The 24329-nt window shown below is 61.4% G+C and carries 21 protein-coding genes and 2 tRNA genes; 10 read left to right on the forward strand and 13 right to left on the reverse strand.

Going from position 1 to position 24329, the window contains the following annotated elements; genetic code table 11:
• Positions 1-19: 19 nt before the first annotated feature.
• Positions 20-2728 (reverse strand): preprotein translocase subunit SecA, encoded by a 2709-nt coding sequence (secA, locus tag V7714_RS09355; protein ID WP_335709473.1) that lies wholly within the window; start codon positions 2726-2728, stop codon positions 20-22.
• 171 nt (positions 2729-2899) lie between these two features.
• Positions 2900-3808 carry a M23 family metallopeptidase gene (locus V7714_RS09360; protein WP_290333989.1) on the reverse strand — a complete coding sequence of 303 codons (909 nt, stop codon included), beginning with the start codon at positions 3806-3808 and terminating at the stop codon, positions 2900-2902.
• A 108-nt stretch (positions 3809-3916) separates the two neighbouring features.
• On the opposite strand from V7714_RS09360, the gene V7714_RS09365 reads away from it, so the two are divergent.
• Positions 3917-4363, forward strand: a complete 447-nt coding sequence (locus V7714_RS09365) for a DciA family protein (protein ID WP_335709474.1) — start codon at positions 3917-3919, stop codon at positions 4361-4363.
• A 31-nt stretch (positions 4364-4394) separates the two neighbouring features.
• On the opposite strand, the gene V7714_RS09370 is transcribed toward V7714_RS09365, so the two are convergent.
• The 4 genes from V7714_RS09370 to waaC all read right to left on the reverse strand — a co-directional run bounded on the left by V7714_RS09370 (position 4395) and on the right by waaC (position 8347).
• Positions 4395-4853, reverse strand: a complete 459-nt coding sequence (locus tag V7714_RS09370) for a hypothetical protein (RefSeq protein ID WP_335709475.1) — start codon at positions 4851-4853, stop codon at positions 4395-4397.
• Between the two features lie 141 nt (positions 4854-4994).
• On the reverse strand, positions 4995-5951 hold the full coding sequence (locus tag V7714_RS09375) for a ribonuclease Z (protein ID WP_335709476.1): 957 nt from the start codon (positions 5949-5951) through the stop codon (positions 4995-4997).
• Positions 5952-6131: 180 nt separating this feature from the next.
• A complete protein-coding gene (gene waaA, locus V7714_RS09380; RefSeq protein WP_335709477.1) occupies positions 6132-7391 on the reverse strand; it encodes a lipid IV(A) 3-deoxy-D-manno-octulosonic acid transferase in 1260 nt (419 codons plus the stop codon).
• Positions 7388-8347, reverse strand: a complete 960-nt coding sequence (waaC, locus tag V7714_RS09385; RefSeq protein ID WP_335709478.1) for a lipopolysaccharide heptosyltransferase I — start codon at positions 8345-8347, stop codon at positions 7388-7390. Before waaC ends, waaA begins: the two co-directional genes overlap by 4 nt.
• Before the next feature lie 216 nt (positions 8348-8563).
• Here waaC and V7714_RS09390 point away from each other — a divergent pair, with 216 nt between their 5' ends.
• Positions 8564-9328 carry a glycosyltransferase family 2 protein gene (locus V7714_RS09390; protein ID WP_335709479.1) on the forward strand — a complete coding sequence of 255 codons (765 nt, stop codon included), beginning with the start codon at positions 8564-8566 and terminating at the stop codon, positions 9326-9328.
• The gene (locus tag V7714_RS09395; RefSeq protein WP_335709480.1) at positions 9325-10296 is read left to right on the forward strand and encodes an NAD-dependent epimerase/dehydratase family protein; all 972 of its coding nucleotides are present in this window, start codon (positions 9325-9327) and stop codon (positions 10294-10296) included. The genes V7714_RS09390 and V7714_RS09395 overlap by 4 nt, the downstream gene beginning before the upstream one ends.
• A gap of 14 nt (positions 10297-10310) precedes the next feature.
• On the opposite strand, the gene ybaL is transcribed toward V7714_RS09395, so the two are convergent.
• Together ybaL and V7714_RS09405 are read right to left on the reverse strand one after the other, a co-directional pair.
• The gene (gene ybaL / locus V7714_RS09400) at positions 10311-12029 is read right to left on the reverse strand and encodes a YbaL family putative K(+) efflux transporter (protein WP_335709481.1); all 1719 of its coding nucleotides are present in this window, start codon (positions 12027-12029) and stop codon (positions 10311-10313) included.
• Between the two features lie 65 nt (positions 12030-12094).
• Positions 12095-13501 carry a TAXI family TRAP transporter solute-binding subunit gene (locus V7714_RS09405; protein WP_335709482.1) on the reverse strand — a complete coding sequence of 469 codons (1407 nt, stop codon included), beginning with the start codon at positions 13499-13501 and terminating at the stop codon, positions 12095-12097.
• Between the two features lie 203 nt (positions 13502-13704).
• Here V7714_RS09405 and V7714_RS09410 point away from each other — a divergent pair, with 203 nt between their 5' ends.
• From V7714_RS09410 to V7714_RS09420, 3 genes are all read left to right on the forward strand, one after another.
• Positions 13705-14187, forward strand: a complete 483-nt coding sequence (locus tag V7714_RS09410; protein WP_335709483.1) for a VOC family protein — start codon at positions 13705-13707, stop codon at positions 14185-14187.
• A gap of 299 nt (positions 14188-14486) precedes the next feature.
• Positions 14487-15188 carry a hypothetical protein gene (locus V7714_RS09415; RefSeq protein ID WP_335709484.1) on the forward strand — a complete coding sequence of 234 codons (702 nt, stop codon included), beginning with the start codon at positions 14487-14489 and terminating at the stop codon, positions 15186-15188.
• 1321 nt (positions 15189-16509) lie between these two features.
• Positions 16510-16743, forward strand: a complete 234-nt coding sequence (locus V7714_RS09420; protein WP_335709485.1) for a hypothetical protein — start codon at positions 16510-16512, stop codon at positions 16741-16743.
• Between the two features lie 130 nt (positions 16744-16873).
• On the opposite strand, the gene V7714_RS09425 is transcribed toward V7714_RS09420, so the two are convergent.
• The 5 genes from V7714_RS09425 to V7714_RS09445 form a co-directional block, all read right to left on the reverse strand.
• A tRNA-Lys gene (locus V7714_RS09425) sits at positions 16874-16949 on the reverse strand.
• 24 nt (positions 16950-16973) lie between these two features.
• Positions 16974-17049, reverse strand: a tRNA-Lys gene (locus V7714_RS09430).
• Positions 17050-17250: 201 nt separating this feature from the next.
• Positions 17251-17670, reverse strand: a complete 420-nt coding sequence (locus V7714_RS09435) for a VOC family protein (protein WP_335709486.1) — start codon at positions 17668-17670, stop codon at positions 17251-17253.
• A 150-nt stretch (positions 17671-17820) separates the two neighbouring features.
• Positions 17821-18465, reverse strand: a complete 645-nt coding sequence (locus V7714_RS09440; RefSeq protein ID WP_335709487.1) for a thiol:disulfide interchange protein DsbA/DsbL — start codon at positions 18463-18465, stop codon at positions 17821-17823.
• 48 nt (positions 18466-18513) lie between these two features.
• Entirely contained in the window at positions 18514-19164 is a 651-nt protein-coding gene (locus tag V7714_RS09445) for an SPOR domain-containing protein (protein WP_335709488.1), read from the reverse strand.
• Positions 19165-19374: 210 nt separating this feature from the next.
• On the opposite strand from V7714_RS09445, the gene argH reads away from it, so the two are divergent.
• The 4 genes from argH to V7714_RS09465 all read left to right on the forward strand — a co-directional run bounded on the left by argH (position 19375) and on the right by V7714_RS09465 (position 24319).
• Entirely contained in the window at positions 19375-20763 is a 1389-nt protein-coding gene (gene argH / locus V7714_RS09450; protein ID WP_335709489.1) for an argininosuccinate lyase, read from the forward strand.
• Entirely contained in the window at positions 20763-21221 is a 459-nt protein-coding gene (locus V7714_RS09455) for a GNAT family N-acetyltransferase (RefSeq protein ID WP_335709490.1), read from the forward strand. The genes argH and V7714_RS09455 overlap by 1 nt, the downstream gene beginning before the upstream one ends.
• A gap of 28 nt (positions 21222-21249) precedes the next feature.
• Positions 21250-22251 (forward strand): porphobilinogen synthase, encoded by a 1002-nt coding sequence (gene hemB / locus V7714_RS09460; RefSeq protein ID WP_335709491.1) that lies wholly within the window; start codon positions 21250-21252, stop codon positions 22249-22251.
• Positions 22252-22393: 142 nt separating this feature from the next.
• On the forward strand, positions 22394-24319 hold the full coding sequence (locus tag V7714_RS09465) for a sensor domain-containing diguanylate cyclase (RefSeq protein ID WP_335709492.1): 1926 nt from the start codon (positions 22394-22396) through the stop codon (positions 24317-24319).
• Positions 24320-24329 lie beyond the last annotated feature (10 nt).

A 24329-nucleotide genomic window follows, 5' to 3' on the forward strand; every position in this document is an offset into this window, starting at 1 on the left:
TTCATGCTGCAACACAGCCTTAGGCGAGCTTGCCGTGGCAGTGCTTGTACTTCTGGCCCGAACCACAAGGGCAGGGGTCGTTACGGCCTATCTTGTCGAAACCGCGTACCGACGGCGCCGCCGCCTTGGGCTCGGCATTGGCGCTGGCCAAGGCTTCGTCGTAGTCGGCATGGTGGTATTGCATCTCCGGCTCTTCATGCTGCTCCAGCGCTTCCACATCGGCCTGCGAGCGTATCTGCACGGTCATCACCAGCAGCACCACTTCGCGGCGTATGCGCATCAGCAAGCCTTCGAACAGCTCGAACGATTCGCGCTTGTATTCCTGCTTGGGGTTCTTCTGGCCATAGCTGCGCAGATGAATGCCCTGGCGCAGGTGATCCAGCGAGGACAGATGCTCGCGCCACTGCTGGTCCAGTATCTGCAACATCAGGGCCCGCTCGAAGTGACGCAGCACTTCCACACCCACCGTCTCGGCCTTGTGCTTGTAGGTCGCATGCGCCGCTTCGACCACGCGCTGGCGCACCGCTTCGATTTCCAGCGCGGTCTCGTCCTTCAGCCATTGCACCACCGGTACGTCCAGCTGGAACTCGGCCAGGGCCTTCTCCAGGCCTGCCGCATCCCACTGCTCTTCCATGCTGCCAGGCGGCATGTACTGATCCACCACATCACCTATCACGCCCTCGCGCAGATTGGTGATGGTGTCGGAAATATCGGTCGATTCCAGCAACTCGTTACGCTGGGCGTAAATGGCCTTGCGCTGCTCATTGGCGACATCATCGTATTCCAGCAATTGCTTGCGGATATCGAAGTTGCGGCCTTCCACCTTGCGCTGGGCATTCTCGATGGCGCGCGACAGCAGCCCCGACTCGATGGCCTCGCCCTCGGGCAGGTTCAGGCGCTGCATCAGCGAGCCGATACGGTCGGCAGCAAAGATGCGCAGCAGGGGGTCTTCCATGCTCAGGTAGAAGCGGCTGGAGCCAGGGTCACCCTGGCGGCCGGCACGGCCGCGCAGCTGGTTGTCGATACGGCGGCTTTCGTGGCGCTCGGTACCGATGATATGCAGGCCACCAGCGGCCAGCACCTGATTGTGCAGCTGCTGCCATTCGGCCCGCAGCTTCTCCACTGCCTGGTGCTTGTCGGCCTCGCTCAGGGCTTCATCCACTTCAATGGCGCGGATACGCGGCTCGATATTGCCGCCCAGCACGATATCGGTACCCCGGCCGGCCATATTGGTCGCGATGGTGATAACGCCAGGGCTACCCGCCTGCACGATGATCTCCGCTTCACGGGCATGCTGCTTGGCGTTCAGCACATTGTGGGCGTAGCCGGCATCGGTAAGCTGCTTGGACAGCAGCTCGGAGTTCTCGATAGAGGTCGTACCCACCAGCACCGGTTGGCCCCTGTCCTGGCAATCCTTGATATCAAGCAGGATGGCGTTGAACTTCTCCTGCGCGGTACGGAACACCTGGTCGTTCATATCGCGCCTAACCATGGGACGGTTGGTCGGGATGATGACGGTTTCCAGGCCATAGATCTGCTGGAATTCGTAGGCTTCGGTATCGGCCGTACCGGTCATGCCGGACAGCTTGGTGTACATGCGGAAATAGTTCTGGAAGGTGATCGAAGCAAGGGTCTGGTTCTCCTTGTTGATCTCCACGCCTTCCTTGGCTTCCACTGCCTGGTGCAGGCCTTCGCTCCAGCGGCGGCCAGACATCAGGCGGCCGGTGAATTCATCCACGATCACCACTTCGCCGTTCTGCACCACGTAATGCTGATCCTTGTGGTACAGCGCATGGGCACGCAGGGCAGCGTACAGATGGTGCATCAGGGCGATGTTGGACGTGGCATACAGGCTGTCGCCCGGCACCAGCAGGCCTTCGGCGGCCAGCAATTGTTCGGCCTTCTCGTGGCCGGCTTCAGACAACAGCACCTGGTGGGCCTTCTCGTCCACCCAGAAATCGCCTTCGCCGTCCTCGGTCTCCTGGCGGACCAACTTGGGTGCCACCTGGTTGATGCGGCTATAGATCTCGATGCTGTCTTCCGCCGGGCCCGAGATGATCAGCGGGGTACGGGCTTCATCGATCAGGATGGAGTCCACTTCGTCGACCACGGCGAAGTTCAGGCCACGCTGTACCCGCTCATTGGTGGCGAACACCATGTTGTCGCGCAGGTAGTCGAAGCCGTATTCGTTGTTGGTGCCGTAGGTGATGTCGGCAGCGTAGGCAGCCTGCTTCTTGTCATGCTCCAGCTGGCTGAGGTTGATACCCACCGTCAGGCCCAGGAAGTTGTACAGCTTGGACATGGTCTTGGCATCGCGCTCGGCCAGATAGTCGTTCACTGTCACCACATGCACACCCTTGCCGGACAGGGCATTGAGGTAGGTGGGCAGGGTGCCGACCAGGGTCTTGCCCTCGCCGGTACGCATTTCAGCAATGCGGCCATCGTTCAGCACCATGCCGCCTATCAGCTGCACGTCGAAGTGGCGCATATTCATCACCCGCTTCGAGGCTTCGCGGCATACCGCAAAGGCTTCGGGCAGGATGGCATCCAGGGTCTCGCCCTTGGCCAGGCGTTCCTTGAACTCAGGCGTCTTGGCCTGCAGCTCGGCATCCGACAGCGCCTGCATCTGGCTTTCGAGTGCATTGATCTGGCGCACTTTGACGCCGTACTGCTTGAGTAGCCGGTCGTTGCGGCTACCGAATACTTTCTTCAGGAGAGAAGCAATCATCGTGTTTCCAGGCGGCCTGTCGGTCAGGCTTGTTCAAAGTCGTCGCGCAGGTGCGCAAAAACACGGCGGACCGGGAGTAAACCGATCCGCCGTGCAGTTCATGTTCCAGCGAAGCTGCCGAATCGCCCAACCCATATGGGGGCAGGGCACGGCAGATTCAATACAGCACAATCAATCTGCAGCCACATTGACCGTGGCAGGCTTGGCCAGTTGCAGGAAATACCGCGGATTCTGCGGCACATCCTTATAGCGTATCTCAAAGTGCAAATGCGGGCCGGTAGAGCGTCCGGTACTGCCCAGCAGCGCAATCCGCTGCCCGGTCTTGACCGTATCGCCTTCCTTGACCAGCAGTTGCGAGCTATGCGCATAGCGGCTGCTGATACCGTTGCCATGGTCTATCTCAACCATATTACCATACTCGCCATGGTACTCGGCACGGCTAACCTTGCCGCCCGATGCCGCCATGATGGGCGTACCCACATCCCCCACGAAATCAATGCCTTCATGGAAAGTCTGGCGCCCGTTGAACGGGTCCAGCCGCCAGCCATAGGGCGAAGACCGGACACCCGCCTCGGTAGGCAGATTGGCAGGCGCCTGGAAGGCGTTGAGCTTGCGCTGGACCAGTATGGTATTGAACAGGTCGTACTGGTCTATGGCGTCCTCAATGCGCTTGTCGGCGCTGCCCACCAGGGCCTGCAGTTCCTTCAGCTTGAGGTCGCGTGCCGGCAGGGAGGAACTCGCCCCACCCTGCGGGGCCGCCACCGTGCTCTGGAAAGGCTGGCCATCGATGCCGGTACGGTCGGCCACCTGGCGGGTCAGGCCATCAAGCCGCACCAACTGTGCCTGCATCTGGCCCAGCCGCACCGCCAGCGCATCGATCTGCACCTGCTGCGAAGCCGGTACGCCGGGGATGGAGGGCAGGGTAATGCCGAAGGAACGGGTCAGGTTATACGTCGCCCAGCTGGCCAGGGTCAGCGACCCCAGCAATGCCAGCGCACAGAACACCGCCACCAGCCACAGGTGGCGGGGACCCAGCGTCACCGCCCGCGAGAGGCGATTGGAAACCAGAATGATATTCATGCCTGCTTATCGGCCCTTTGTCAGTTTTCTTCAACCCGCCGGGCAATGTGCCCACATTTTGCACCGGCAAAATAGTGATTCACTGCGCCAGCGTGCACAATACAGCCTATGAGTACCCGCACCTTCCAGACCTTTCTATCCAGCCCGGAACTGCAGCGCCTGGCCCGTGTGGCACAAGCGCAACGCCAGCTCGACGCCCAGTGGCGCGCAGCGCTACCAGCGGGCCTGGCAGGCCTGAGCGCGGTAGTGGGTATACAGGGGGAATGCCTGCTGGTGGCGACCCGTAGTGCCGCCGTGGCTACCAAACTCAGGCAGATGGAAGCCCGCCTGATTATGCAGCTGAATGATAAGGGCTTGAAAATTAACGCAATCCGCTGCCGAATTCAAGTAGAACCGCTACCTCACCAGCAAAAAGCCCCCAAGCGCACGCCGGTGATCAGCCCCAAAGCCCTGGCCACAATCAACGCCGCTGCCGAATCGCTCCCCCCATCACCGCTGCGCGATGCCCTGGCCGCACTGGTTGCCAAGCGGCGGCGGAAAAACAGCTTCGAATAAGCGCCGCCAATACAAAACAATAGTACCGACGCTAATAGACACCCTTACGCCTTTGCTCTCGCTCAACAAGCAAACGTGCTGCCTCGGCTTTAATGCTTTGGTCTGATACCTCCATCAGTGGCCTATCAAAACCGAATTCATAGTTAACGCGCCAATTGCCTAGCGCTCGTAAAGCCCTTGAGTAGCAAGCTGCCAATAGCGCCTTCTCTTCCACCCAGTGCGCCTGATCCTCCAGCCAATCCATAGGTTCCCAGAAATCGGCAATATCGTAACGGGGGAGCAGTCGGGACAGCGTAGCCGCGTGGGCGAGATGCTCTTGAGCGAGCGCCTCCCGAATTTCTCCAAGTTGATGCGCTACCTGACTTTGCCCAGCCTTCTCGAGCATGGGAATAACGGCGCCGCAAAGCAACACAGCAACGTCAAGGTGTGTCAACGGCGAGCAGAGCATATAGCGACATCCAATTCCGCAGAGGGCAATTACGCCTGCCATTTAATTCATCACAGGCACCAACAATACCATTTCATCGGTACCCGTAAGCTTTCCAGTAAAGCCACTTTATATCTCCGCATAGACTGTCAAGGTCACCCGCGAAGTCCTCATAAGACTCCCGCCTTACAGCTGACTCTGGCACTAGCCCACCAGGCTCAACTGCCCCGCCTTGTTCAGGCGATAGCGGGCAAAATCCTCTGCCAACCATAGCTGACCACGGTACTGCGCTGCCGCTTCGGCGCGGATATCGTCTATCGACGGCGAGGCACTGACATCGGTCTGATAGCGGGCGCTGAAATGAGTCAGTACCAGATGGGGCAGACCGGCGGCCTCGGCAAAACCGGCCACCCTGGCGGCGGCGCTATGGCCCACATCGCCCACCTTGTCGGCCACATCCTGGGTATAGGTGGCCTCATGCACCAGTACCTGTGCTGTCGCACAAACCTCGGCCAGTAAATCAGGGTTGTCATTGTCGCCCCCCACCACAATGCGCCTGGGGGCACGGGGCGGCAGCAGGTAGTCATTCCCCCTGAGCGTGCGCCCCGCATGCACCGCCTCGCCGCCCTTCTTCAGCTGCCCCCACAGCGGGCCGGGTGGTATGCCCTCGGCAGTCAGGCGGGCGGTGTCCAGCGCGGCCTCTACCGTCGTCTCGCTAAAGCAATAGGCATAAGAAGGCACACGGTGCGACAGCGGTATCGCCCTGACCGTCCAGTTGTTGTGCTGCCAGCTGTCCAACGCCTCGACAGACAGAAACTGCAGGGTATAAGGCAGGAACAAGGCCGTCAGTTGCTGGGTGGCGCGTATCCAGTCCGCAACAGCGGCTGGCGCAATAATGGTCAGGGGCTGCTTGCGCCCCAGCATGGCTGCACTGGCCAGCAGGCCTGGCAGGCCGTAGCAATGATCGCCATGCACATGGGTAATCAGGATGGCCTGCAGGTCATGGACGGACAGGGCGGTATGCAGCAATTGATGCTGGGTCGCTTCGCCACAATCCACCAGATACCAGTTGCTGCCTGTCTCCTCCAACAAGGCCAGGCCCGTGACATTACGCTGCTTGGTGGGGGTACCCGAAGAGGTACCCAGAAAAATCAGATCCATGATGTACTCGTTTAAAAGCGGCTAACAAAGCCCTTCTGGCGTTGTTGTGCGAGCTTGCCGTACCCACGTACTGCCTGCTGCGCGTGCCATCGCTCCCACGCCTGGCCAGAACCGCTACGCTGGCGTTACGCTGGGTTTTGTTAGCCGCTCTAAGCTGAAAAGCCCTGTTCCTTAACCAGATCAGGGCAGCAAGGCCATTACCCGCGCCACCGCGCCACGATGCCCGGCCACAAAAGCCAGGCCGGCCTGCGCCATGCTCTGGCGGGCAGCAGGCGCGGCCAGCAGGCTGGACACAGCCGCCACTACCGCGTCTGCGTCGGCACATTGCTGCGCCGCGCCCAAGGCCACAGCCTCGGCCACCGCATCGGCGAAATTGAAGCTGGAAGGCCCCAGTAGCACGGGCACGCCCTGGGCGCAGGGCTCAATCACACTATGGCTGCCCAGGTCCACCAGGCTGCCACCGACAAAGGCCAGATCGACAGCCGCGTAATAGGCGGCCAGCTCACCCAGGCTATCGCCCAGCAGCACCTGTACCTGGGCTGGCAGGGCGGCCTCTCCCTGCCATTGGCTACGGCGCAGATAGCGCAGGCCGCGTTGCGCCAACAGGCTGGCCACTTCGTCAAAGCGTTGCGGGTGGCGCGGCACCAGCACCAGCAAGGCCCCTTCCGGCAGCGGCTGGCGCGCCAGGGCATCCAGCAGCAGCGCCTCTTCGCCTTCGCGGGTACAGGCGGCTGCCCAGACAGGCCGCTCACCCATCTGCTGCCGCCATTGCCGCCCCAGCCCGGTCAGGCCGGCATCCAGCTCAAAATCGAACTTGATATTGCCGCTCACCTGCACGGCCTTCGCCCCCAAGCGGGTCAATCGCTCAGCATCGCGTGGCCCCTGGGCTGCCACCCCGGCCAAGCGGGCCAGTGCTGGTCCCACCAGGCCGCTTACCCGCTGGTAGCCGCGCGATGATTTTTCCGACAGCCTGGCATTGACCAGATAGAGCGGCACGCCCGCATCGGCACTGCCGTGTAGCAGATTGGGCCATAGCTCCATCTCCATCAGCACCCCGAAACGGGGCCGGAAATGCCGCAGAAAGCGCCCCACCGCACCCGGCAGGTCGTAGGGCAGATAGGCCACGGTCACACGGTCGCCAAACAACTGCCTGGCCGTATCGCGGCCGGTAGGCGTCATCTGGGTCAGCACGATGCGGTGGTCGGGATGCCGCTGCTGCAAGGCATTTACCAGCACCAGTGCCGCCCGCGTCTCACCCACCGACACGGCATGCAACCAGATGACAGGGCCGGTAACCGACTGCTTGTAAAACCCCAGCCGCTCAGGCCAGTCACGCCGGTAATCGGGCTGCCGGCCACCACGCCGCCACAGATACGCAAAGGCCAGCGGCAGGGCCAGATACCAGGCCAGGCTGTAGAGCAGGCGCCACAGCCAACTCATCGGGCCGCCAGGGCCGCGCTGACCACGGCTTGTACTTCGGCCACGCCGGGTGGCTGCTGCACCCCCCCCAGGCTTTGCGAGAAGGTACGGGCACGGGCACCCGCGTGGTGGGGGTCGGAATCGCAGAATATGCCTACCGTGGGGGTATCCACGGCAGCGGCCAGGTGCATGAGGCCGGTATCCACACCGATGGCGGCGCGGGCATCGGCCAGCAGGCGCGCGCCTTCCACCAGCGAGAAGCGGGGTGGCACCACGCTGCCGGGCAGGGCGGCCGCCAAGCGTTGCGAGCGGGCTTTTTCCACATCACTGCCCCAGGGAAACACCAGTTGCAGGCCCTGGCCCTGCAGCCACTGGCCCAGCGCAATCCAGTTGGCCTCATCCCACAGCTTGGCATCACGGGCGGTGGCGGTCAGACAGACCACATAAGGCTGCTGCGGTTGCCAGTCCAGGCTCAGCTGCGGCGGCGCAATGCCATAGTCCAGCCTGCCCTCGGGCTCATAGCCCAACGCCCGGCCTGTCAGCATGCGGTTGCGCTCTATTACGTGCACGGCCGGTATATCGAAGCGGCGGTCGTAAAACAGGCTGGCCAGTGGATCACGCACCGTATGGCGGGTGTAACCCACCAGGGCAGCACCGCTGAGTTTGCCCACCAGCGCGCTCTTGAGCAGGCCCTGGCTGTCTATGGCCACATCGTAATGCGACTCGGCAATGGCCGACCTGAACGCCCGCATTTCGGCCCGATTGCCACCGTTCCACAGCTTCTTGCGCCAACGCCGCAGGGCAAAGGGCACGATGCGGTCCACCCCGGGGTGCAAACCCGCCAGGCCAACAAAGGCCTCCTCCACCACCCAGTGGACGAGCGCTTCGGGGAAATGCCGGCGCAGCTCGGTCACGGCCGGAAAGTTGTGGATGATGTCGCCCATGGACGACATCCGTATCAGCAGTATCTTGGACATGGACGGATTATAAGCGGCAGACCCTTGCCGGCCATCCCCGACCGCCACAAAGACTGCGCAAGCTACATCCGCTCCCACCCGTTGGCAGGGGCGGGCAAGGCCAAACCCGCTGAAAACAACACAGGCAAGCGAGAATGCGGTGGCAGATCTGGCTGGCGCGCTAGAATTGGCAGCGCCACGCCCTACCTCGCCCCCTACATAGTCAAATTCGCAGCCATGCAAAAACTCAGTCTTGTCCTCATTACCAAGAACGCCGCCGACCAGCTAGGCCCCTGCCTCGACTCGGCCCAAGGCTTGGTGGACGAGATCATCGTGGTGGATTCAGGCAGCAGCGACGACACCCTGGCCCTGGCCGAGCGCTATGGCGCCCGCATCACCCGGCAGGATTTTCTTGGCTTTGGGCCGCAAAAGCGTCTGGCCGTCAGCCTGGCCAGCCATGACTGGGTGCTGTGCCTGGATGCCGATGAGCGCCTGACACCGGAACTGGCCAGCGCCATACGCAGTGTGCTGGCCCAGCCCAGCCACGGCGCCTATCGCATTGCCCGCCGCAACCGTTTTTTTGGGCGCTACCTGCGCCACGGCGAGGGCTACCCGGACTGGAATATCCGCCTGTTCGACCGTCGCCAGGCCAACTGGACCGAACATGCCGTGCATGAGCATGTGCTCTGCCCCCAGGGCGCAGGCGAACTGCGCGGTGATCTGCTGCACGACTCAGCCGAGCGCCTGGCCAGCTACCTGGAAAAACAGAACCGCTACACCGATATCCAGGCCCACGCCCTGTTCCAGCAAGGCCGCCGGGTGGGGCCGGGCAAGCTGCTTGGCGCCCCACTGGCCCGCTTTCTCCGCTTTTATCTGCTCAAGCGTGGCTGGCAGGATGGCGCAGCCGGCTTTGCCCATATCGCCATCGGCAGCTTCTTTGCCTTCGTCAAATACGCCAAGCTGATGGAGCACTGGCGCCAGCATGATGAGCGCACCCCATGAAAATCCTGCTGACCGGTGCCGCCGGCTTTATCGGCATGCATACGGCCCAGGCCTTATGCTTGGCCGGCCACCAGGTAGTGGGGCTGGACAACCTCAATGACTCCTACCCGGTCAGCCTCAAGCAGGCACGGCTGGCGCAGTTGCACAGCCAGGCCGGGTTTCGCTTTGTCCGGGGCGATATCGCCGATGCACCAGCCCTGCTGGCCCTGTTCCGGCACGAAGCCTTCGACGCCGTCATCCACCTGGCCGCCCAGGCCGGCGTGCGCCACTCGCTGGTCGCGCCGCAGGCCTATGTGCATTCCAATCTGGTCGGCATGGCCAATGTGCTGGAGGCCTGCCGCCAGCACCCGGTACAACACCTGCTGTACGCCAGCTCGTCCAGTGTCTACGGCAACGCCCAGGCGCCTTTCAGCGAGCAGACCCGTACCGACCAGCCACAGAGCTTCTACGCCGCCACCAAGAAGGCCGGCGAAGCCATGGCCTACAGCTATGCCCAGCTCTATGGCCTGCCCTGCAGCGGCCTGCGCCTGTTTACCGTCTATGGCCCCTGGGGCCGGCCCGATATGGCGCCCTGGCTGTTTACCGAAGCCCTCCTGGCCGGCCGTGACCTGACGGTCTACAACCATGGCCAGTCACAACGGGACTTCAGCTATATCGACGATATCGTGCGTGCCATGCTGGCCATCCTGCCGCTGGCCCCCAGCGGCCCTGGGGCGCCGCATCGCCTGCTCAACCTGGGCCAGCAACAGGCCATACCCTTGCTGCAATTCATACAAGTGCTGGAGACCCTCACCGGCCGCACCGCCCACAAGCGCTATCTCGACCTGCAAGCCGGCGATGTCCATGCCACCTGTGCCGACACCAGCGCCCTGCAGGCCCTGATAGGGCCGCAGTCGCTGACCCCGCTCAGCACTGGGCTAGGGCATTTCGTTGATTGGTTCCGCCAGTATCACGGCCACCCGCACTGACACCCAGCGGCGCATCAACCCTTGCTGTCGCCATGGCGTGCCAGGATATGCCGGGCCATGCCCAGGGCCAATTGCTCCTCGCCCAGGAACACCGTGCCGATGTTCTCCTTGCTCAGCAGCTCGGCCTCTTCCTCGTTGTGGCTGCGCACCAGTATCTCCACCCCAGGGTTGAGCGTACGGGCGGTCTCCACCATCTTGCGCACCTTCAAGGTATCGGGCGTGGCAATCACCAGCGTACCGGCACGATGGATATGCGCCTGTATCAAAACCGCCGGGTCGGCCGCATCGCCACATACCGCCGCTACACCGCGACCGCGCAAGCGCTCCACGACTTCACGGTTCTGTTCGGCCACCACATAGGCCACCTTCTGCTCACGCAAGGCCCGCGCAATACGGCGGCCCACCCGGCCATAGCCCACCAGCACCACCTGCCCGGTCAACTGTGCCTGGTCGGTGCTCATGGGCAGCTCGGCCAACGGATCGGTACGTGCCTCCAGCTTGCGGGCCAGCTCGGAATGCTTGCGCAGCCAGTTCTGCAGCGGCGAGATGGCCGAGAACACCACGGAATTCAAGGCAATCGAGATCAAGGCCCCAGCCAGTATCAGGCTCTGCCCCTCTACAGGCAGCAAGCCCAACGCCACCCCCAGGCCAGCCAGGATAAAAGAGAACTCCCCTATCTGCGCCAGGCTGGCGCCTACCGTCAGGGCAGTATTGAGCGGATAGCGGAAAGCCAGCACCAGTGCCATGGCCGCCACCGTCTTGCCCACGATGATGATGGCCGCGACCGCCAATACCTTGAGCGGCTCATCCAGCAGCACCTGGGGGTCAAACAGCATGCCCACCGAGACAAAGAACAGCACGGCAAAGGCATCGCGCAGGGGCAGGGATTCATCGGCCGCCCGGTGGCTGTACTCCGACTCCCGCATCATCATGCCGGCAAAGAAGGCGCCCAGCGCGAACGACACATCAAACAGCTTGGCCGAGCCATAAGCCACCCCCACCGCCGCTGCCACCACGCACAAGGTAAACAGCTCGCGCGAGCCAGTCCGGGCCACCTGCCACAGCAGCATGGGGAACACCTTGCGCCCCACCACCAGCATCAGGCCGATAAACGCCGCCACCTTGGCCAGGGTAATGCCTATGGTGAGCCAGACACTGGTACCGGCTGCCGCAGCGCCCTGTGCTGCATCATCGACCTTGCCGCCCAGCAGGCCGGCCATGGGTGGCAGCAACACCAGCACCAGCACCATGATCAGGTCTTCCACCACCAGCCAGCCCACGGCAATCTGGCCATTGACCGAATCCAGCACGCCACGGGCCTCCAAGGCCCGCAACAGCACCACGGTACTGGCCACCGACAGCGCCAGGCCAAACACCAGGCCCGCCCCCAGCGACCAATCCCATAGCCATATGGCCACCCCCATACCCATGGCCGTTGCCACCGCAATCTGCACAATGGCCCCCGGCACGGCGATACGCTTCACCGCCAGCAGGTCGTCCATGGAGAAATGCAGGCCCACACCAAACATCAACAGCATCACGCCTATCTCGGCCAACTGCCCAGCCAGCGCCACATCGGCCACATAGCCAGGGGTGGATGGGCCGATGATGATGCCCGCCACCAGATAGCCCACCAAGGGGGGCATACGCAGGCGGGAGGCAATAAAGCCCATGATCATGGCCAGGCCCAGGCCGGCGGCGATCGTCGTGATCAGATTGATGTCATGCGGCATGGTCACCTGTCGAAAGTAGAGTTAATGAAATCTAAACGCCCAAGTCTACCCCAGTGACGACCAGATCAAGTCGGCTCGGTTCCCGCTTTTTGCGTGGCGTTGGATGCCAATCGAGACCGTACAAAGGCAACGTGCTCGCGCAACACATAAATCTGGTCTAGAAACGCCAGCGGCACCTTCAGTGCATTCACCCCCTGCTCTATCTCATCCAGCCTGGCCAGCAGGGCAGCCGTATCCTGCGCCGCTTCATCACGCAGCCCCCGCTCCAGCGAGATCAGCGCCCCATACCAGGGGTAGATGCGCGCCTGTATGCGCCAGCGGTACAGCCAGGGCAGCAGGCGCAGGGCAGGGATCAACAACACCGCCAGCGGCAACAGCACGATCACGATGCGATCCAGCAGGCTGGCCAGCCAGAACGGCAGGTGGCGATAGAAGAAGCCCTTACCGTACTGGTAATAGCGGGCGGCATCCTCGCTCAGGGCAAAATCGCTGCTCCTGGCTGCCGGAAACGCCCCCGCATCCTGTAGCAGGCCGCGCCGGCCATGTACCTCCCGCGCCGCCTCGATCAGCAAATCCGACAGGGCAGGGTGCAAGCTCTCGCGCGCCACCAGCGCCACATTGGGGGCCACCAGGCTCACATCGGCCGGCGGAATATTGCGCGCCATATCGATCGCCCCCATGGGCAGGGCCAGCTTGTTCAGCGCCCCCATGCGGCGGACCAGCACATCCGCCTGCGCAAAGCTCATCAGCTTCACCTCCGGCGCCCGCATCAGCTTGCGGGTGATCTCCAGCGGCGCCGAATCCCCCATCAGCAACACCGCATCGATTTCGCCCGCCATCAGCGCATCGACGGCATCGCCCGCCTCCAGCCCGCGCAACTGCGCATTGCGCCCCTGCTCGATACCATGGGCCTTGAACATGGCCGTCGCCAGCACCCGCGCACCGCTGCCTATGCGGCCTATCGAAATCCTCTTGTGCTCCAGCTCCGCCAGCCGGGTCAGCACCTGCTCGCCTCGGTAAAACACAAATACCGGCTGGTGCGACACGCTACCCAGCGACACCAGCCCCTGCCGCTCGGCCTCTGGCGATACCCCGTCTATCACAAAGCCGATATCCGCCTCGCCCGCCCTCAGCCGCGCCAGATTCTCCAGCGAGCCCTCCGACTCCTGCACCACCAGCCTGATGCCATCGCGCGCCAGGATGTCGCGGTATTTCATGGCATGCCGGTGAAAGGCACTGCCTTCGGGGCCGGTACTGATGGTCAATATCTTGGGCGGCGCCGGATTCAGCCACCAGATCGCCCCCGCCACCAAGCCCACTATCAGCAAGAGCACAGGCCCGACCGCCAAGGCCATATCACGCCAAGACACCGCTTCGACCCGCGCATGAAACCGGGCAGGTAGCACCTTGCGCACCACCTTGCGGCGGAAGGTCAGCGGGGGATGGGGTCGATCAGGGCTGGGTTGAGGCATACGGTTTCCTTCACTTTGCGCCAGTGTGCCACGGCGCTGCTTGAATCAGGATAGCCACAGAAGTAACAAGCACTCCGGGCAGCGAGTACCTATCACCAGCGGGCAGACTGGCAAGCCGTCATATAAGCTTCTAGAACATGCACTAGTCTTCAGAAGCATTGCCTGCAAGACCACCCGGCACAAACCCCATCCAGGAGGAAACCATGACTGTCAAAGCCATACCCGACGGCTACGCCTGCGGCATACCCTACCTCACCATCCAGGACGCCGCCCGCGCTATCGACTTTTACAAACAGGCCTTTGGCGCCGTCGAGCTGATGCGTATGCCCAGGCCCGACGGCAAAATCATGCATGCCGAGATCAGGATAGGCGAAGCCCCCATCATGATGGGCGAAGAAGCCGTCGAATGGGGCGCCCTCAGCCCCACCACCATAGGCAACACCCCCACCACCATCGTGCTCTACGTCCCCGACGTCGATGCCGCCATCGCACGAGCCGTCGAGGCCGGCGCCACCCTCACCATGCCAGTGGCAAACCAGTTCTGGGGCGACCGCAGCGGCGGCCTGAGCGACCCCTTCGGCCACAAGTGGATGCTGTCCACCCACATCGAGGACGTAGGCCCGGAGGAAATGCAGCGCCGCATGGAGGCCATGTTTGCCGAGCAGCCAGGTAATGGTTGCGGCTAGCGCAGATCGCGCCGGCGTGAGGAAGGTTCACCCGTCGGGCTCATACGGCGCGTAGCAAAGCAAAAAGCCTGGATGCAGATGCATCCAGGCTCGCAAAGGTGACAACTCCCGGATGCCTAGCCAAGGCTTACGCTCTTACCGGCAGTCCTGACTGGTAGGAAACCAGGGGCAATTCAAAACTTGGTACAACTTCAAGCTAGACATCGTGCCAAGTGGGCAAGAGATGAGCTGGAGAACGTAACTGTTAATGTAAACAAGTGGGCACTTTGGATAAATAAGATGTTTGGAGGGTAATTGTGTTGTTTGCTAAGAAAAAAGCGGTTAGGAATATAACGAAGCTATATTTCTTTACGGACGAAGAGAAGGGCTTTGATCTTCCGTGGGTTAGAGAGCATATCCTTCGTTACTGCTCTGGTTTGCCATCAAAATTCTCCGTTAACTTTGGGGAGAATAAAGATATTTCAAAGCTCCCTGTGCGAATGCACCCTTCAGAGCTAGAGTATCTGGATGTTACTAGCTCTGAAGGAAATATGATGCTAGTGCTAAGCCAAGTCTTTGTTAAGCCCGATAAAAGATTAATGCATGAATGTACGGTTATTAGTGAGTTTGACCATACTTTTTGCCATGAAAAAGAACTGATCACATGGCTTGATGATCATTTTGAATTGATTTATGGCTATTCTAGGACTTTGCGGGAGGATTATCATCCTACTTCTGAGACGAAAATTAAGAAGGGGTTGTTCTCCACTGAGCTTAGGGCTGAAAAGCTAAGCGTATGGATGTTCAGTCCATATGAGATGAGTGCTGGGGGTGTTAAGGGAATTTACCCCGTAAATTACTGGGCGGAAGGTGCGTTGAAAAAATTGAAAGAGCTCGGTTTTGATGTGCCCCATGTGGAGTTTGGTAATATCTTTCATTTCTCTGATGCAGAGGGCGAGGAAATGAGAAGGAGTAATCCTAAGTACAAGGATTTTGTACGATTTGGCGAGCTTGGTACCTGAGCAATTAGGGTCGTATGCAGTGGATTGCACATCCGTGGGCGTGGGTTTACGGCGCAACACGCACTATACTGCGCGCCTGGACCTCGACCGTTTCACCGCATTTGATCTCCTTAATATTGCCAATCCGTTGGAGCCGAATGGTGATGCTGGAACTCAGGGGGAGCTGGGCATTCGTTGGTGTAAGTGCGCTGGTCGGTGCAGGTCAGGCAAAACTGCTACAAGGTGTTGGGCGAGAGGCCGCAGAAGCACTAGCTGAGCGGGCGCTTAGCAATCAATTTGTCGTTTGCTATACTATCATGTGGTGTGGCCAATTCTCCCCTTGGCTCAAATGATCAGGGTTAACCTTTCAGTCAACCTGGCCGCCCAAGCTGCGCTTTGGGTTCCGTCCACGCATGCGGCGTTCCGGCCGCACGTTACCTCCAACTTTAGGCAACATCAATGCTGCTGTCGCGCCAAATAGTCGTCATACTTCTAGCACTAGCCGGCGGCCTAGTACAAGCCTCCTTTTACACCGGAAAATTCAATCAGCACGAATACAGATACTCTCGGTCCATAAGTAATTCCACATGCACCAATTACGCGAATCATGCGACACCAATTGAAGCACCCCACGGCTGGCTATTTGAATTATCACCAGGCGCGCACTGTTCTTTTAGGCTAACAAAAGTAAAAAACAAGAGCAGAAGTTCAGACGAAATTAATATTTCCGTTTTCCAATACTCTGACCAAGCCGAATGGTCAGTAGAAAAGATCAGGGCCCGACAGCTTGAGGTGGGTTACTCCATCGATGTCATTGAGATCACTCCCCTCAGCCAAGGAGCGCAAAACACTACTAGATCGTTCATTACTAAACTTGCATCCGGAGTAACGTACAGAAGTGACGAATACGCGCTAAGCAATAAGAAAATGCTGATTATTATTACATCTCCAATAAATATTCACGAGCCCACTCACAGACTTCATAGAATTTACTCAGCTCTAACAACGGTGGTATCAAAGATTGTTACCTAACCTTTCAGTCAACCTGACTGCCCAAAGCTGCGCTTTGGGTTCCCTCCGTTGCTGCGCAACTCCGGCAGCAGGTTACTTCCAACGTTAGCCGTTTTTATGCCGCGCCAGTTCTGGGATCTGAAAAATACGCTTCTTGAGAGCAACGCTCTTCAAGGGGACGTCACTTGCTCCGCAAAACTACCGAATTGGATCGGATAGCGATCTAGATACAAGACTTGCAATTCCGAAATCGAAAGCGCTTGCGCGATGCGCTCTGCAAGGACTGGAGTGGTTATTGGGCCACCCTCAATGGACGAAATGAGGGCTTGGGATGATCTACTTCGAGGGGCATGGCGCCAGCTTCCAACGTGATATCGCTTTCAACTTGGCCGGCGTGAAGGCCGCACTGATCGCCAAGATGGAGGCGGTCATGATCATAGATGAGCCAGACGACAGCACCTGGGCGGGCCTGCTGGCCGACCGTATTGGCGTATCCCGGCAAAAGGGCTGGCGCCCGCACAATCAGGGCACCGATAATGTCAGCACGATCGAACAGATCACTTGACCAAGTCAGTGACGTTATTTCCATCATCGCGGCAATAACTATCGCCGACAGCCTGTCAGCGCTGACTCGAACAGGCAAAGAAAAAGGGCTAGCGCTTTCACGCTAACCCTTAGACTTTACTGCTTGTTCTTGGTGGGGCGTCACAGATTCGAACTGTGGACCTACGGATTAAGAGTCCGCTGCTCTACCAACTGAGCTAACGCCCCAAGATACTGCCTAGTGAGTCCCTATGGTGGGTCGTGCGGGACTCGAACCTGCGACCAACGGATTAAAAGTCCGCTGCTCTACCAACTGAGCTAACGACCCCAGGGAGCCGCGCATTATAGCGATGCGGTTCGCTGTGTCAACACCTTTGTTGATCTCGGTGTTTGTTCGGTGCCGTTTTCGCGGCGCCGACACCTCGTCGTCAGGTCTCGAAGGCGGCATTCTGCCCAAGTCGGGCGATTTAGGCAACCCTCTGCCGCAAACGACTGCAGCTGGGCCGCAGCGCAGCCCCGCGCAACTGCCTTACCAGCTGCCGGTATTACCCATGGATACCCAGGGCTCTGCCGGCGGCAAGGCGTCGCCATCCTGCAGCAGCTCTATGGATATCTGGTCTGGCGAGCGCACAAAGGCCATGCGGCCATCGCGGGGCGGGCGCAGTATGGTCACGCCGTGGTCCATCAGTCGTTGGCAGGCGGCATAGATATCGGGCACGGCATAGGCGATATGGCCAAAGTTGCGGCCGCCGGCATAGACCTCGGGGTCCCAGTTATGGGTCAGCTCCACCTGGGCGTCATGGTCGCCAGGGGCTGCCAGATAGACCAGGGTGAAGCGGCCAGCCTCGTAATCCTTGCGGTGTACCAGCTCCAGTCCCAATGCATCGCGGTAGAACGCCAGCGAAGCGTCCAGGTCGGTGACACGCACCATGGTATGCAGGTATTTCATTTCCTCTCCCGTTTTATCATTCAAACCGAGAGCATAAGGCCAGACAGCCAGAATTCAAGCGCAAGCAGCCGTCCGCACCACGGCCTGCAGGCCCTGCCCATGAAAAAAGCGCCCGTAGGCGCTTTCCTTCATGCCACTACCCTGGCCGGCTTATTTGGCGGCCTTTTCCTTGGCGATCAGGGCGTTGATTACCTCAAAGAAGCGTTGATCACCGCCACCGACCTTGCTGGGCGAGGTCTTGTACTTGCCGTTGATGACAAAGGAGGGCACGCCGTCGATATCGTAGTCGTGGCTCATCTGCTTGGCGCGGGCCAGCAGGGCGGCCGTGCCAAAGCCGTTGTAAGCCGATTCGAACTGGGCGCGATTCAGCCCCTGCTTGGTGGCCCAATCCACGGCCACGGCGGGGTCCCGCAGCTCGATCTTGTCGCGGTGGACAGCATCGAACACCTTGGGGGTCAGGGCATTGACCTGATTCATGGTCTTCAGTGCCACGAACAAGCGGGCATGGCCGTCCATATCGGTACGGCCATTCCACAGCACGTGCTCGCGGCGGAATGCCACCTCAGGCGGCAAGGTCTTGGCCCAGGCCTGCACGGCGGGCTCCAGGTGATTGCAGTGGGGGCAGCCATACCAGAAGAATTCCACCACCTCGATCTTGCCGGCCGGCTCGGTCGGCATGGCCTTGGGCAGGTAGTCGAACTCTACCCCTGGCCGTATATCGGCAGCAGTGGCCTGCAGGGCCAACACGGCGGCGGCCGATGCAATAAGGCGGGAAAACAACTGGGCGATGCGCATGCTTACTCCCTGGCTGGATGATGGTTAGGTTGGGTGTGCCGTCAGGCACTATTGCTTGATCAGCGTAAAGTCGATGTTGTTGACGCGTAGCTGGGCGCGCACGCGGTCTACTTCTTCGGCCTGGGTCAGCGGGCCCAGGCGCACGCGGTGCAGCACGCCCTTGCCTTCCACCTCGCTGGTCTGGATGCTGGCTTCCATGCCCAACAGGGCCAGCCTGGCCTTGAGGTTGTCGGCATCGGCCTCGTTCTGGAATGCCCCTACCTGCAGATAACTACCCCGCGCCGGCTGCACCGTGGCAGGCGGCACCGCATCGGCCGGCTTGGCCGGTGCTGCCGGCTTGGTCTCGGCACCTGGCTCAGGCAGGATGTCGTAGAAGGTGAACGGCTGGGCATCCTTGCCCTGGTTGGCAGGGGGCGTGGCCGCAGGTTGGGCCGGCCGCACTGGCAGCTTGTTGTTGGAGCCGGTCGGCGCCAGTATCTCTGGCGCAACAGGTGTGGCCGCCGGCTTGGCCGGCGCCGGGTCGGGCAAACGCCCGGCAAAGGGGTTGGGCGCCTTGTTCAGATAGAGTGCAGCTGCCACGGCGATGACGAGACCCATGCACAGCCCGATAAACAGGCCAGCCAGGGTGCCCCCTCCGCCGCCACCGCGCTTGCTGCTACTGGCTGCCGGACGCTTGCTACTCTTGTAATCCTTGCTCATGACCCACTCTGGTGCAGCGCGGCGAAGGCCACGCGAATCGCCGCATTATAGCGAGCAAGCCTGAACCGCCGCTTACTATCAAGGCCTTGGCAATGCAATATCTATCGCTTTCGTGACCAATCCCGCGACATTACGGCTTTGCCGCACTGCGGCAAAAGTACCAATTGCCCTATAATCGGGCAATTCATCCCCATTCTGGAACTCGCGTTCATGCAAGACGCTGCCCCGAAAACCTGGTCCGGCCGTTTTTCCGAGCCTGTTGCCGAACTGGTCAAGCGCTATACCGCCTCGGTCTTCTTCGACAAGCGCCTGGCGGAATACGATATCGAGGGCTCGCTGGCCCACGCCCAGATGCTCAACAAGGTGGGGGTTCTGTCGGGCGATGACCTGAACGCCATTACCGAGGGCATGGCCAAGATACTGGCGTCCATCCAGGCGGGCACCTTTGAGTGGTCGCTGGACCTCGAAGACGTCCACATGAACATCGAGAAGCGGCTGACCGACCTGATAGGCGATGCCGGCAAGCGCCTGCATACCGGCCGCAGCCGCAACGATCAGGTCGCCACCGATATCCGCCTGTGGCTGCGCCATGAGATCGACGCCCTGGTGCACCTGGCAGAAGACCTGCAGCACTCACTGCTGGACCTGGCCGAAAAGCATGCCGAGACGGTGATGCCGGGCTTTACCCACCTGCAGGTAGCCCAGCCCATTACCTTTGGCCACCACCTGATGGCCTATGTAGAGATGCTGGCGCGCGATGTGGAGCGCCTGCGAGACACCCGCAAGCGCGTCAATCGCCTGCCGCTGGGCGCCGCAGCCCTGGCCGGCACCAGCTACCCGATAGACCGCGAGTTCGTGGCGCGCCAACTGGGCTTCGATGCCGTTTGCGAAAACTCGCTCGATGCCGTCAGCGACCGTGATTTCGCCATCGAATTTACGGCTGCCTCGGCCCTGGTGATGACGCATCTGTCGCGCCTGTCCGAAGAGCTGGTGCTGTGGATGAACCCGCGTTTCGGCTTTATCGACATGGCCGACCGCTACTGCACCGGCTCCAGCATCATGCCGCAGAAGAAAAACCCCGATGTACCCGAGCTGGTACGGGGCAAGACCGGCCGCGTCAACGGCCACCTGATGGCCCTGCTGACCCTGATGAAGGCCCAGCCGCTGGCCTACAACAAGGACAACCAGGAAGACAAGGAACCGCTGTTCGACACCGTCGACACCCTGTCGGCTACCTTGCGCATCGTGGCCGACATGATGCGCGGCGTGGTAGTCAAACCCGATGCCATGCGCCGTGCCGTCAAGCAGGGCTACGCCACCGCGACCGACCTGGCCGACTACCTGGTCAAGAAGGGCCTGCCCTTCCGCGATGCCCACGAGGCCGTCGCCCTGGCCGTGCGCTATGCCGGCGAACAGCGCAAGGATCTGGCCGAACTGAGCCTGGTGGAACTGGGGACCTTCTCGCCCCTGATAGCCGGCGATGTGTTTGATGTGCTGACACCCGAGGGCTCGCTGGCCAGCCGCGACCATATCGGCGGTACGGCACCCAAGCAGGTACGCGCCGCCATCGCCCGCGCCCGCGCCCGGTTAAGCGCCTGATGCTGCAGTGGCAATGGGCCACCCTGGCCGAACTGAGCAGCCTGCAATGGCATGAAGTGGGCGTGCTGCGGCAGACCGTGTTCGTGGTGGAGCAGACCTGCCCCTTCCCCGATCTCGATGCCAAGGATCTCGACAGCCACCATCTGCTGGGCCGTAACGCCGAAGACCGGCTGGTGGCCTATCTGCGACTGGTGCCGGCCGGCCACAAATACGCCACCCCCTCGCTGGGCCGCGTGGTGACCGCAGCCGAGGCCCGTGGCACAGGTGCCGGCAAGGCCCTGATGCAGGAAGGCCTGGCCGGCCACCAGCGCGTTTACCCCGGCCAACCCAATACCATAGGCGCGCAGGCCTATCTGAGCGGCTTTTACCAGTCGCTGGGCTTTGTGCCCATCAGCGAGACCTATCTCGAAGACGATATCCCCCATATCGATATGGTGTGGACCCCGCCTGCCGCCTGACCGTCTCTGCCCTTACCGGAACGCTCCCATGCACAGCAACCGCCAGTATCCCAGCTACCGCCCCCGCCGCATGCGGCGCGACGAGTTCAGCCGCCGCCTGATGCGTGAGCATGTACTCAGCACCAACGATCTGATCTGGCCGGTGTTTGTGCTGGAAGGGCAGGGCAAGCGCGAAGAAGCCGTGGCTTCCATGCCCGGCGTGGTGCGCATGAGCCTGGAGGCCCTGCTGCCCAAGGCCGAGGAGGCGCTCAGACTGGGCATACCGGCACTGGCCCTGTTCCCGGTGATACAAGGCCCCAAGACGGCCGATGGCGAGGCCGCCTGCGACCCGGCAGGACTGATACCCACCGTAGTTCGCGCCCTGAAGTCGCGTTTTCCTGAGCTGGGTGTCATCACCGACGGCGCCCTCGACCCCTATACCAGCCACGGCCAGGATGGGGTGATCGATGACACCGGCTATGTGATGAACGATGAAACCGTCGCCATCCTGGTACGGCAGGCGCTTTGCCATGCCGAGGCCGGCGTCGATATCGTTGCCCCCAGCGACATGATGGACGGCCGTATCGGCGAAATCCGCAAGGGGCTGGATGCGGCGGGGTTTATCCATACCCGCATCATGGCTTACTCGGCCAAGTACGCCTCGTCCTACTACGGCCCTTTCCGCGATGCGCTGGGTTCGGCCGGCAACCTGGGCAAGGGCAACAAGTACAACTACCAGATGGACCCGGCCAACTCGGACGAGGCCCTGCACGAAGTGGCGCTGGATCTGCAGGAAGGTGCCGACATGGTCATGGTCAAGCCTGGCCTGCCCTACCTGGATATCGTGCGGCGGGTAAAGGACGAGTTCCGCGTGCCCACCTATGTCTATCAGGTGTCAGGTGAATACGCCATGATCAAGGCAGCGGCCCAGAATGGCTGGCTGGACGAGCGCGCCGTGGCCATGGAGGCGCTGACCGCCATGAAGCGGGCGGGCGCAGATGGGGTGCTGACCTACTTCGCCCCCCAGGCAGCAGCGTGGCTGCGCGACTAGGCCGCTGACCCGCAACGGGTGCAGCAGGGGCCGCACCCAGCCCGCCGGGCCACCGTCGATACTGCAAACCGCCCGGCAAGCCGCCGGGTCGACTTCTATACTTTGCAGCGTCAACTGTTGCAGGACCCGGCGACCACGCCCCATGTCCCAAACACGTTCATTACTGCGGCGGCCACACCGGCTGGTGGAAATTCGCGAGTTCCTGCAGGCGCGGCGACGCCTGCTGAGCTGGTTGCTGGCGGCTGCCTGCGTCATGAGCGGCCTGATCGCCTGGGAACTGGTGCTATCACACCAGGACACCCGCAAAGCCTCGCAACTGGCGGGCCATAATCTCAGCCTGCTGCTGAAGGAACAGCTGGACGGCGCCTTCCGCGAAACCGACCTGGTACTGCGCGACCTTGCCGGCCGGGTCGATACCCACCAGTTGGCGCGCCTGCCCACCATCACGGCAGACGAAAAACTCAGCCTCTCCATCCTGCTCGACGACAAGCTATCCACCTTGCCGCAGGTCGAGTTCCTGGCCTTTGTGTCACCCGACGGCAGTACAGCGCTCAGCCCTGGCTACTATGGCCCAGCCGATGCGCGCCAGCGCGGCTTCTATCGGCAGTTGCAGGACAACCCCGGCCAGGAGCTGGTGTTCTCACCCCCCATGCAGATACCAAACTCCATCGAACTGGGCTTTCTGATGGCCCGCCGTATTCCGTCGGGGGATAGGCAGATAGGCGGCATGGTCGTAGCGCTGGTCAAGCTGGAGTACTTCCATCAACTGGCACGGCGACTGGAAGCGGTCGAGGGCAGCGTATTTACCCTGACCGACAACAACCTGCTGGTGGTGGCCCGCTACCCTGAAATTCCCGGTGTCATCGGCCAGGCACCGGCCAACAGCCTGATGCTGAGTGCCTGGGTCGACGGCCGCAGTACCGGCTATACCGTTACCCGTTCCCCCTACGATGCCGTGGAGCGGGGTTATACCTTCCGCCGGCTGGAGCATTTTCCCTTCATCGTGCTGGTGGGCCAGCCCGAGCATGCCTACTACGGCGACTGGCGCCTGAAGGCCGGCGCCTATGTCAGTACCTTGCTGGTCCTGCTGTGCTTTGGCCTGGCCATGATCTGGCGCGGCTGGCGCGAGGCCAAGCTGGCGCTGGCACTGCAGTTGGGCGCCCAACGGCTGCAGGAGCAGGATGCCCATATCGTGCGCGCCATCGAAACCATCTCGCGCCCGCTGATGCTGGTGCGGGCAGACGGCGACATCATCCTGCAGGCCAACAAGGCTGCCGCCGAGCTATGCGGCCTGCCCGTCGAATCGCTGGTAGGCCAGCCGCTGACCCAGCTCTACCTACGACCCGAGCACCATGTGGAGATCACCGCGCAGCTGGCCGCCCGCCAGTCGCTCACCGACTACGAACTCAAGTTCCGCCGCCCCAATGGCGACAGCTACTGGGTAGCGCTGTCCGGCTCAGTTATCGAATACCAGGGCGAGCGGGCTTATTTCGTCAACCTCACCGATATCAGCGAGCGCAAGCAGGCACAGGAATCACTCTGGCGCCGCGCCACCCTCGACCCACTCACCGGCGTGCCCAATCGCGGCTACTTTCTGGAGCGGGCACAGCTGGAATGGCTGCGCGCCGTACGCTACGGCCATCAGGTAGGCGTGCTGATGCTGGACCTGGATCATTTCAAGGCAGTCAACGATACCCACGGCCATGATGCTGGCGACCAGGTGCTGCAACGATTTGCCGAGCGCATGCAGGGCGAACTGCGCGAAACCGACCTGTTTGGCCGCCTGGGCGGCGAGGAATTCGCCGTCCTGCTGCCCGAAGAGACCGAAGCCGGCCTGCTGGAGGCAGCCGAACGACTGCGCAATGCACTGGCCAGCAAGCCCATCCTGCTGGAGGATGGTCAGGCCCTGCCGATCACCATGAGCGTGGGCTGCACCCGGTCCAACGAACTGTCGCCCGATATCGAAAGCCTGCTGAAAGAAGCCGACCAGGCCCTCTATGCCGCCAAGGCAGCGGGCCGCAATCGGGTCATGGCTTACAAACCCGTCGTCTCCGATACCCTACGCTAACCCCCTCACC

The sequence above is a fragment of the Chitinimonas sp. JJ19 genome, assembly GCF_036961565.1.
GTDB lineage: Bacteria > Pseudomonadota > Gammaproteobacteria > Burkholderiales > Chitinimonadaceae > Chitinimonas.

What these genes read in the sequence shown, in the direction of transcription:
- secA (WP_335709473.1), bottom strand. Translation starts at nt 2,728, where the DNA reads ATGATTGCTTCTCTCCTGAAGAAAGTATTCGGTAGCCGCAACGACCGG.
- V7714_RS09360 (WP_290333989.1), bottom strand. Translation starts at nt 3,808, where the DNA reads ATGAATATCATTCTGGTTTCCAATCGCCTCTCGCGGGCGGTGACGCTG.
- V7714_RS09365 (WP_335709474.1), top strand. Translation starts at nt 3,917, where the DNA reads ATGAGTACCCGCACCTTCCAGACCTTTCTATCCAGCCCGGAACTGCAG.
- V7714_RS09370 (WP_335709475.1), bottom strand. Translation starts at nt 4,853, where the DNA reads ATGGCAGGCGTAATTGCCCTCTGCGGAATTGGATGTCGCTATATGCTC.
- V7714_RS09375 (WP_335709476.1), bottom strand. Translation starts at nt 5,951, where the DNA reads ATGGATCTGATTTTTCTGGGTACCTCTTCGGGTACCCCCACCAAGCAG.
- waaA (WP_335709477.1), bottom strand. Translation starts at nt 7,391, where the DNA reads ATGAGTTGGCTGTGGCGCCTGCTCTACAGCCTGGCCTGGTATCTGGCC.
- waaC (WP_335709478.1), bottom strand. Translation starts at nt 8,347, where the DNA reads ATGTCCAAGATACTGCTGATACGGATGTCGTCCATGGGCGACATCATC.
- V7714_RS09390 (WP_335709479.1), top strand. Translation starts at nt 8,564, where the DNA reads ATGCAAAAACTCAGTCTTGTCCTCATTACCAAGAACGCCGCCGACCAG.
- V7714_RS09395 (WP_335709480.1), top strand. Translation starts at nt 9,325, where the DNA reads ATGAAAATCCTGCTGACCGGTGCCGCCGGCTTTATCGGCATGCATACG.
- ybaL (WP_335709481.1), bottom strand. Translation starts at nt 12,029, where the DNA reads ATGCCGCATGACATCAATCTGATCACGACGATCGCCGCCGGCCTGGGC.
- V7714_RS09405 (WP_335709482.1), bottom strand. Translation starts at nt 13,501, where the DNA reads ATGCCTCAACCCAGCCCTGATCGACCCCATCCCCCGCTGACCTTCCGC.
- V7714_RS09410 (WP_335709483.1), top strand. Translation starts at nt 13,705, where the DNA reads ATGACTGTCAAAGCCATACCCGACGGCTACGCCTGCGGCATACCCTAC.
- V7714_RS09420 (WP_335709485.1), top strand. Translation starts at nt 16,510, where the DNA reads ATGATCTACTTCGAGGGGCATGGCGCCAGCTTCCAACGTGATATCGCT.
- V7714_RS09435 (WP_335709486.1), bottom strand. Translation starts at nt 17,670, where the DNA reads ATGAAATACCTGCATACCATGGTGCGTGTCACCGACCTGGACGCTTCG.
- V7714_RS09440 (WP_335709487.1), bottom strand. Translation starts at nt 18,465, where the DNA reads ATGCGCATCGCCCAGTTGTTTTCCCGCCTTATTGCATCGGCCGCCGCC.
- V7714_RS09445 (WP_335709488.1), bottom strand. Translation starts at nt 19,164, where the DNA reads ATGAGCAAGGATTACAAGAGTAGCAAGCGTCCGGCAGCCAGTAGCAGC.
- argH (WP_335709489.1), top strand. Translation starts at nt 19,375, where the DNA reads ATGCAAGACGCTGCCCCGAAAACCTGGTCCGGCCGTTTTTCCGAGCCT.
- V7714_RS09455 (WP_335709490.1), top strand. Translation starts at nt 20,763, where the DNA reads ATGCTGCAGTGGCAATGGGCCACCCTGGCCGAACTGAGCAGCCTGCAA.
- hemB (WP_335709491.1), top strand. Translation starts at nt 21,250, where the DNA reads ATGCACAGCAACCGCCAGTATCCCAGCTACCGCCCCCGCCGCATGCGG.
- V7714_RS09465 (WP_335709492.1), top strand. Translation starts at nt 22,394, where the DNA reads ATGTCCCAAACACGTTCATTACTGCGGCGGCCACACCGGCTGGTGGAA.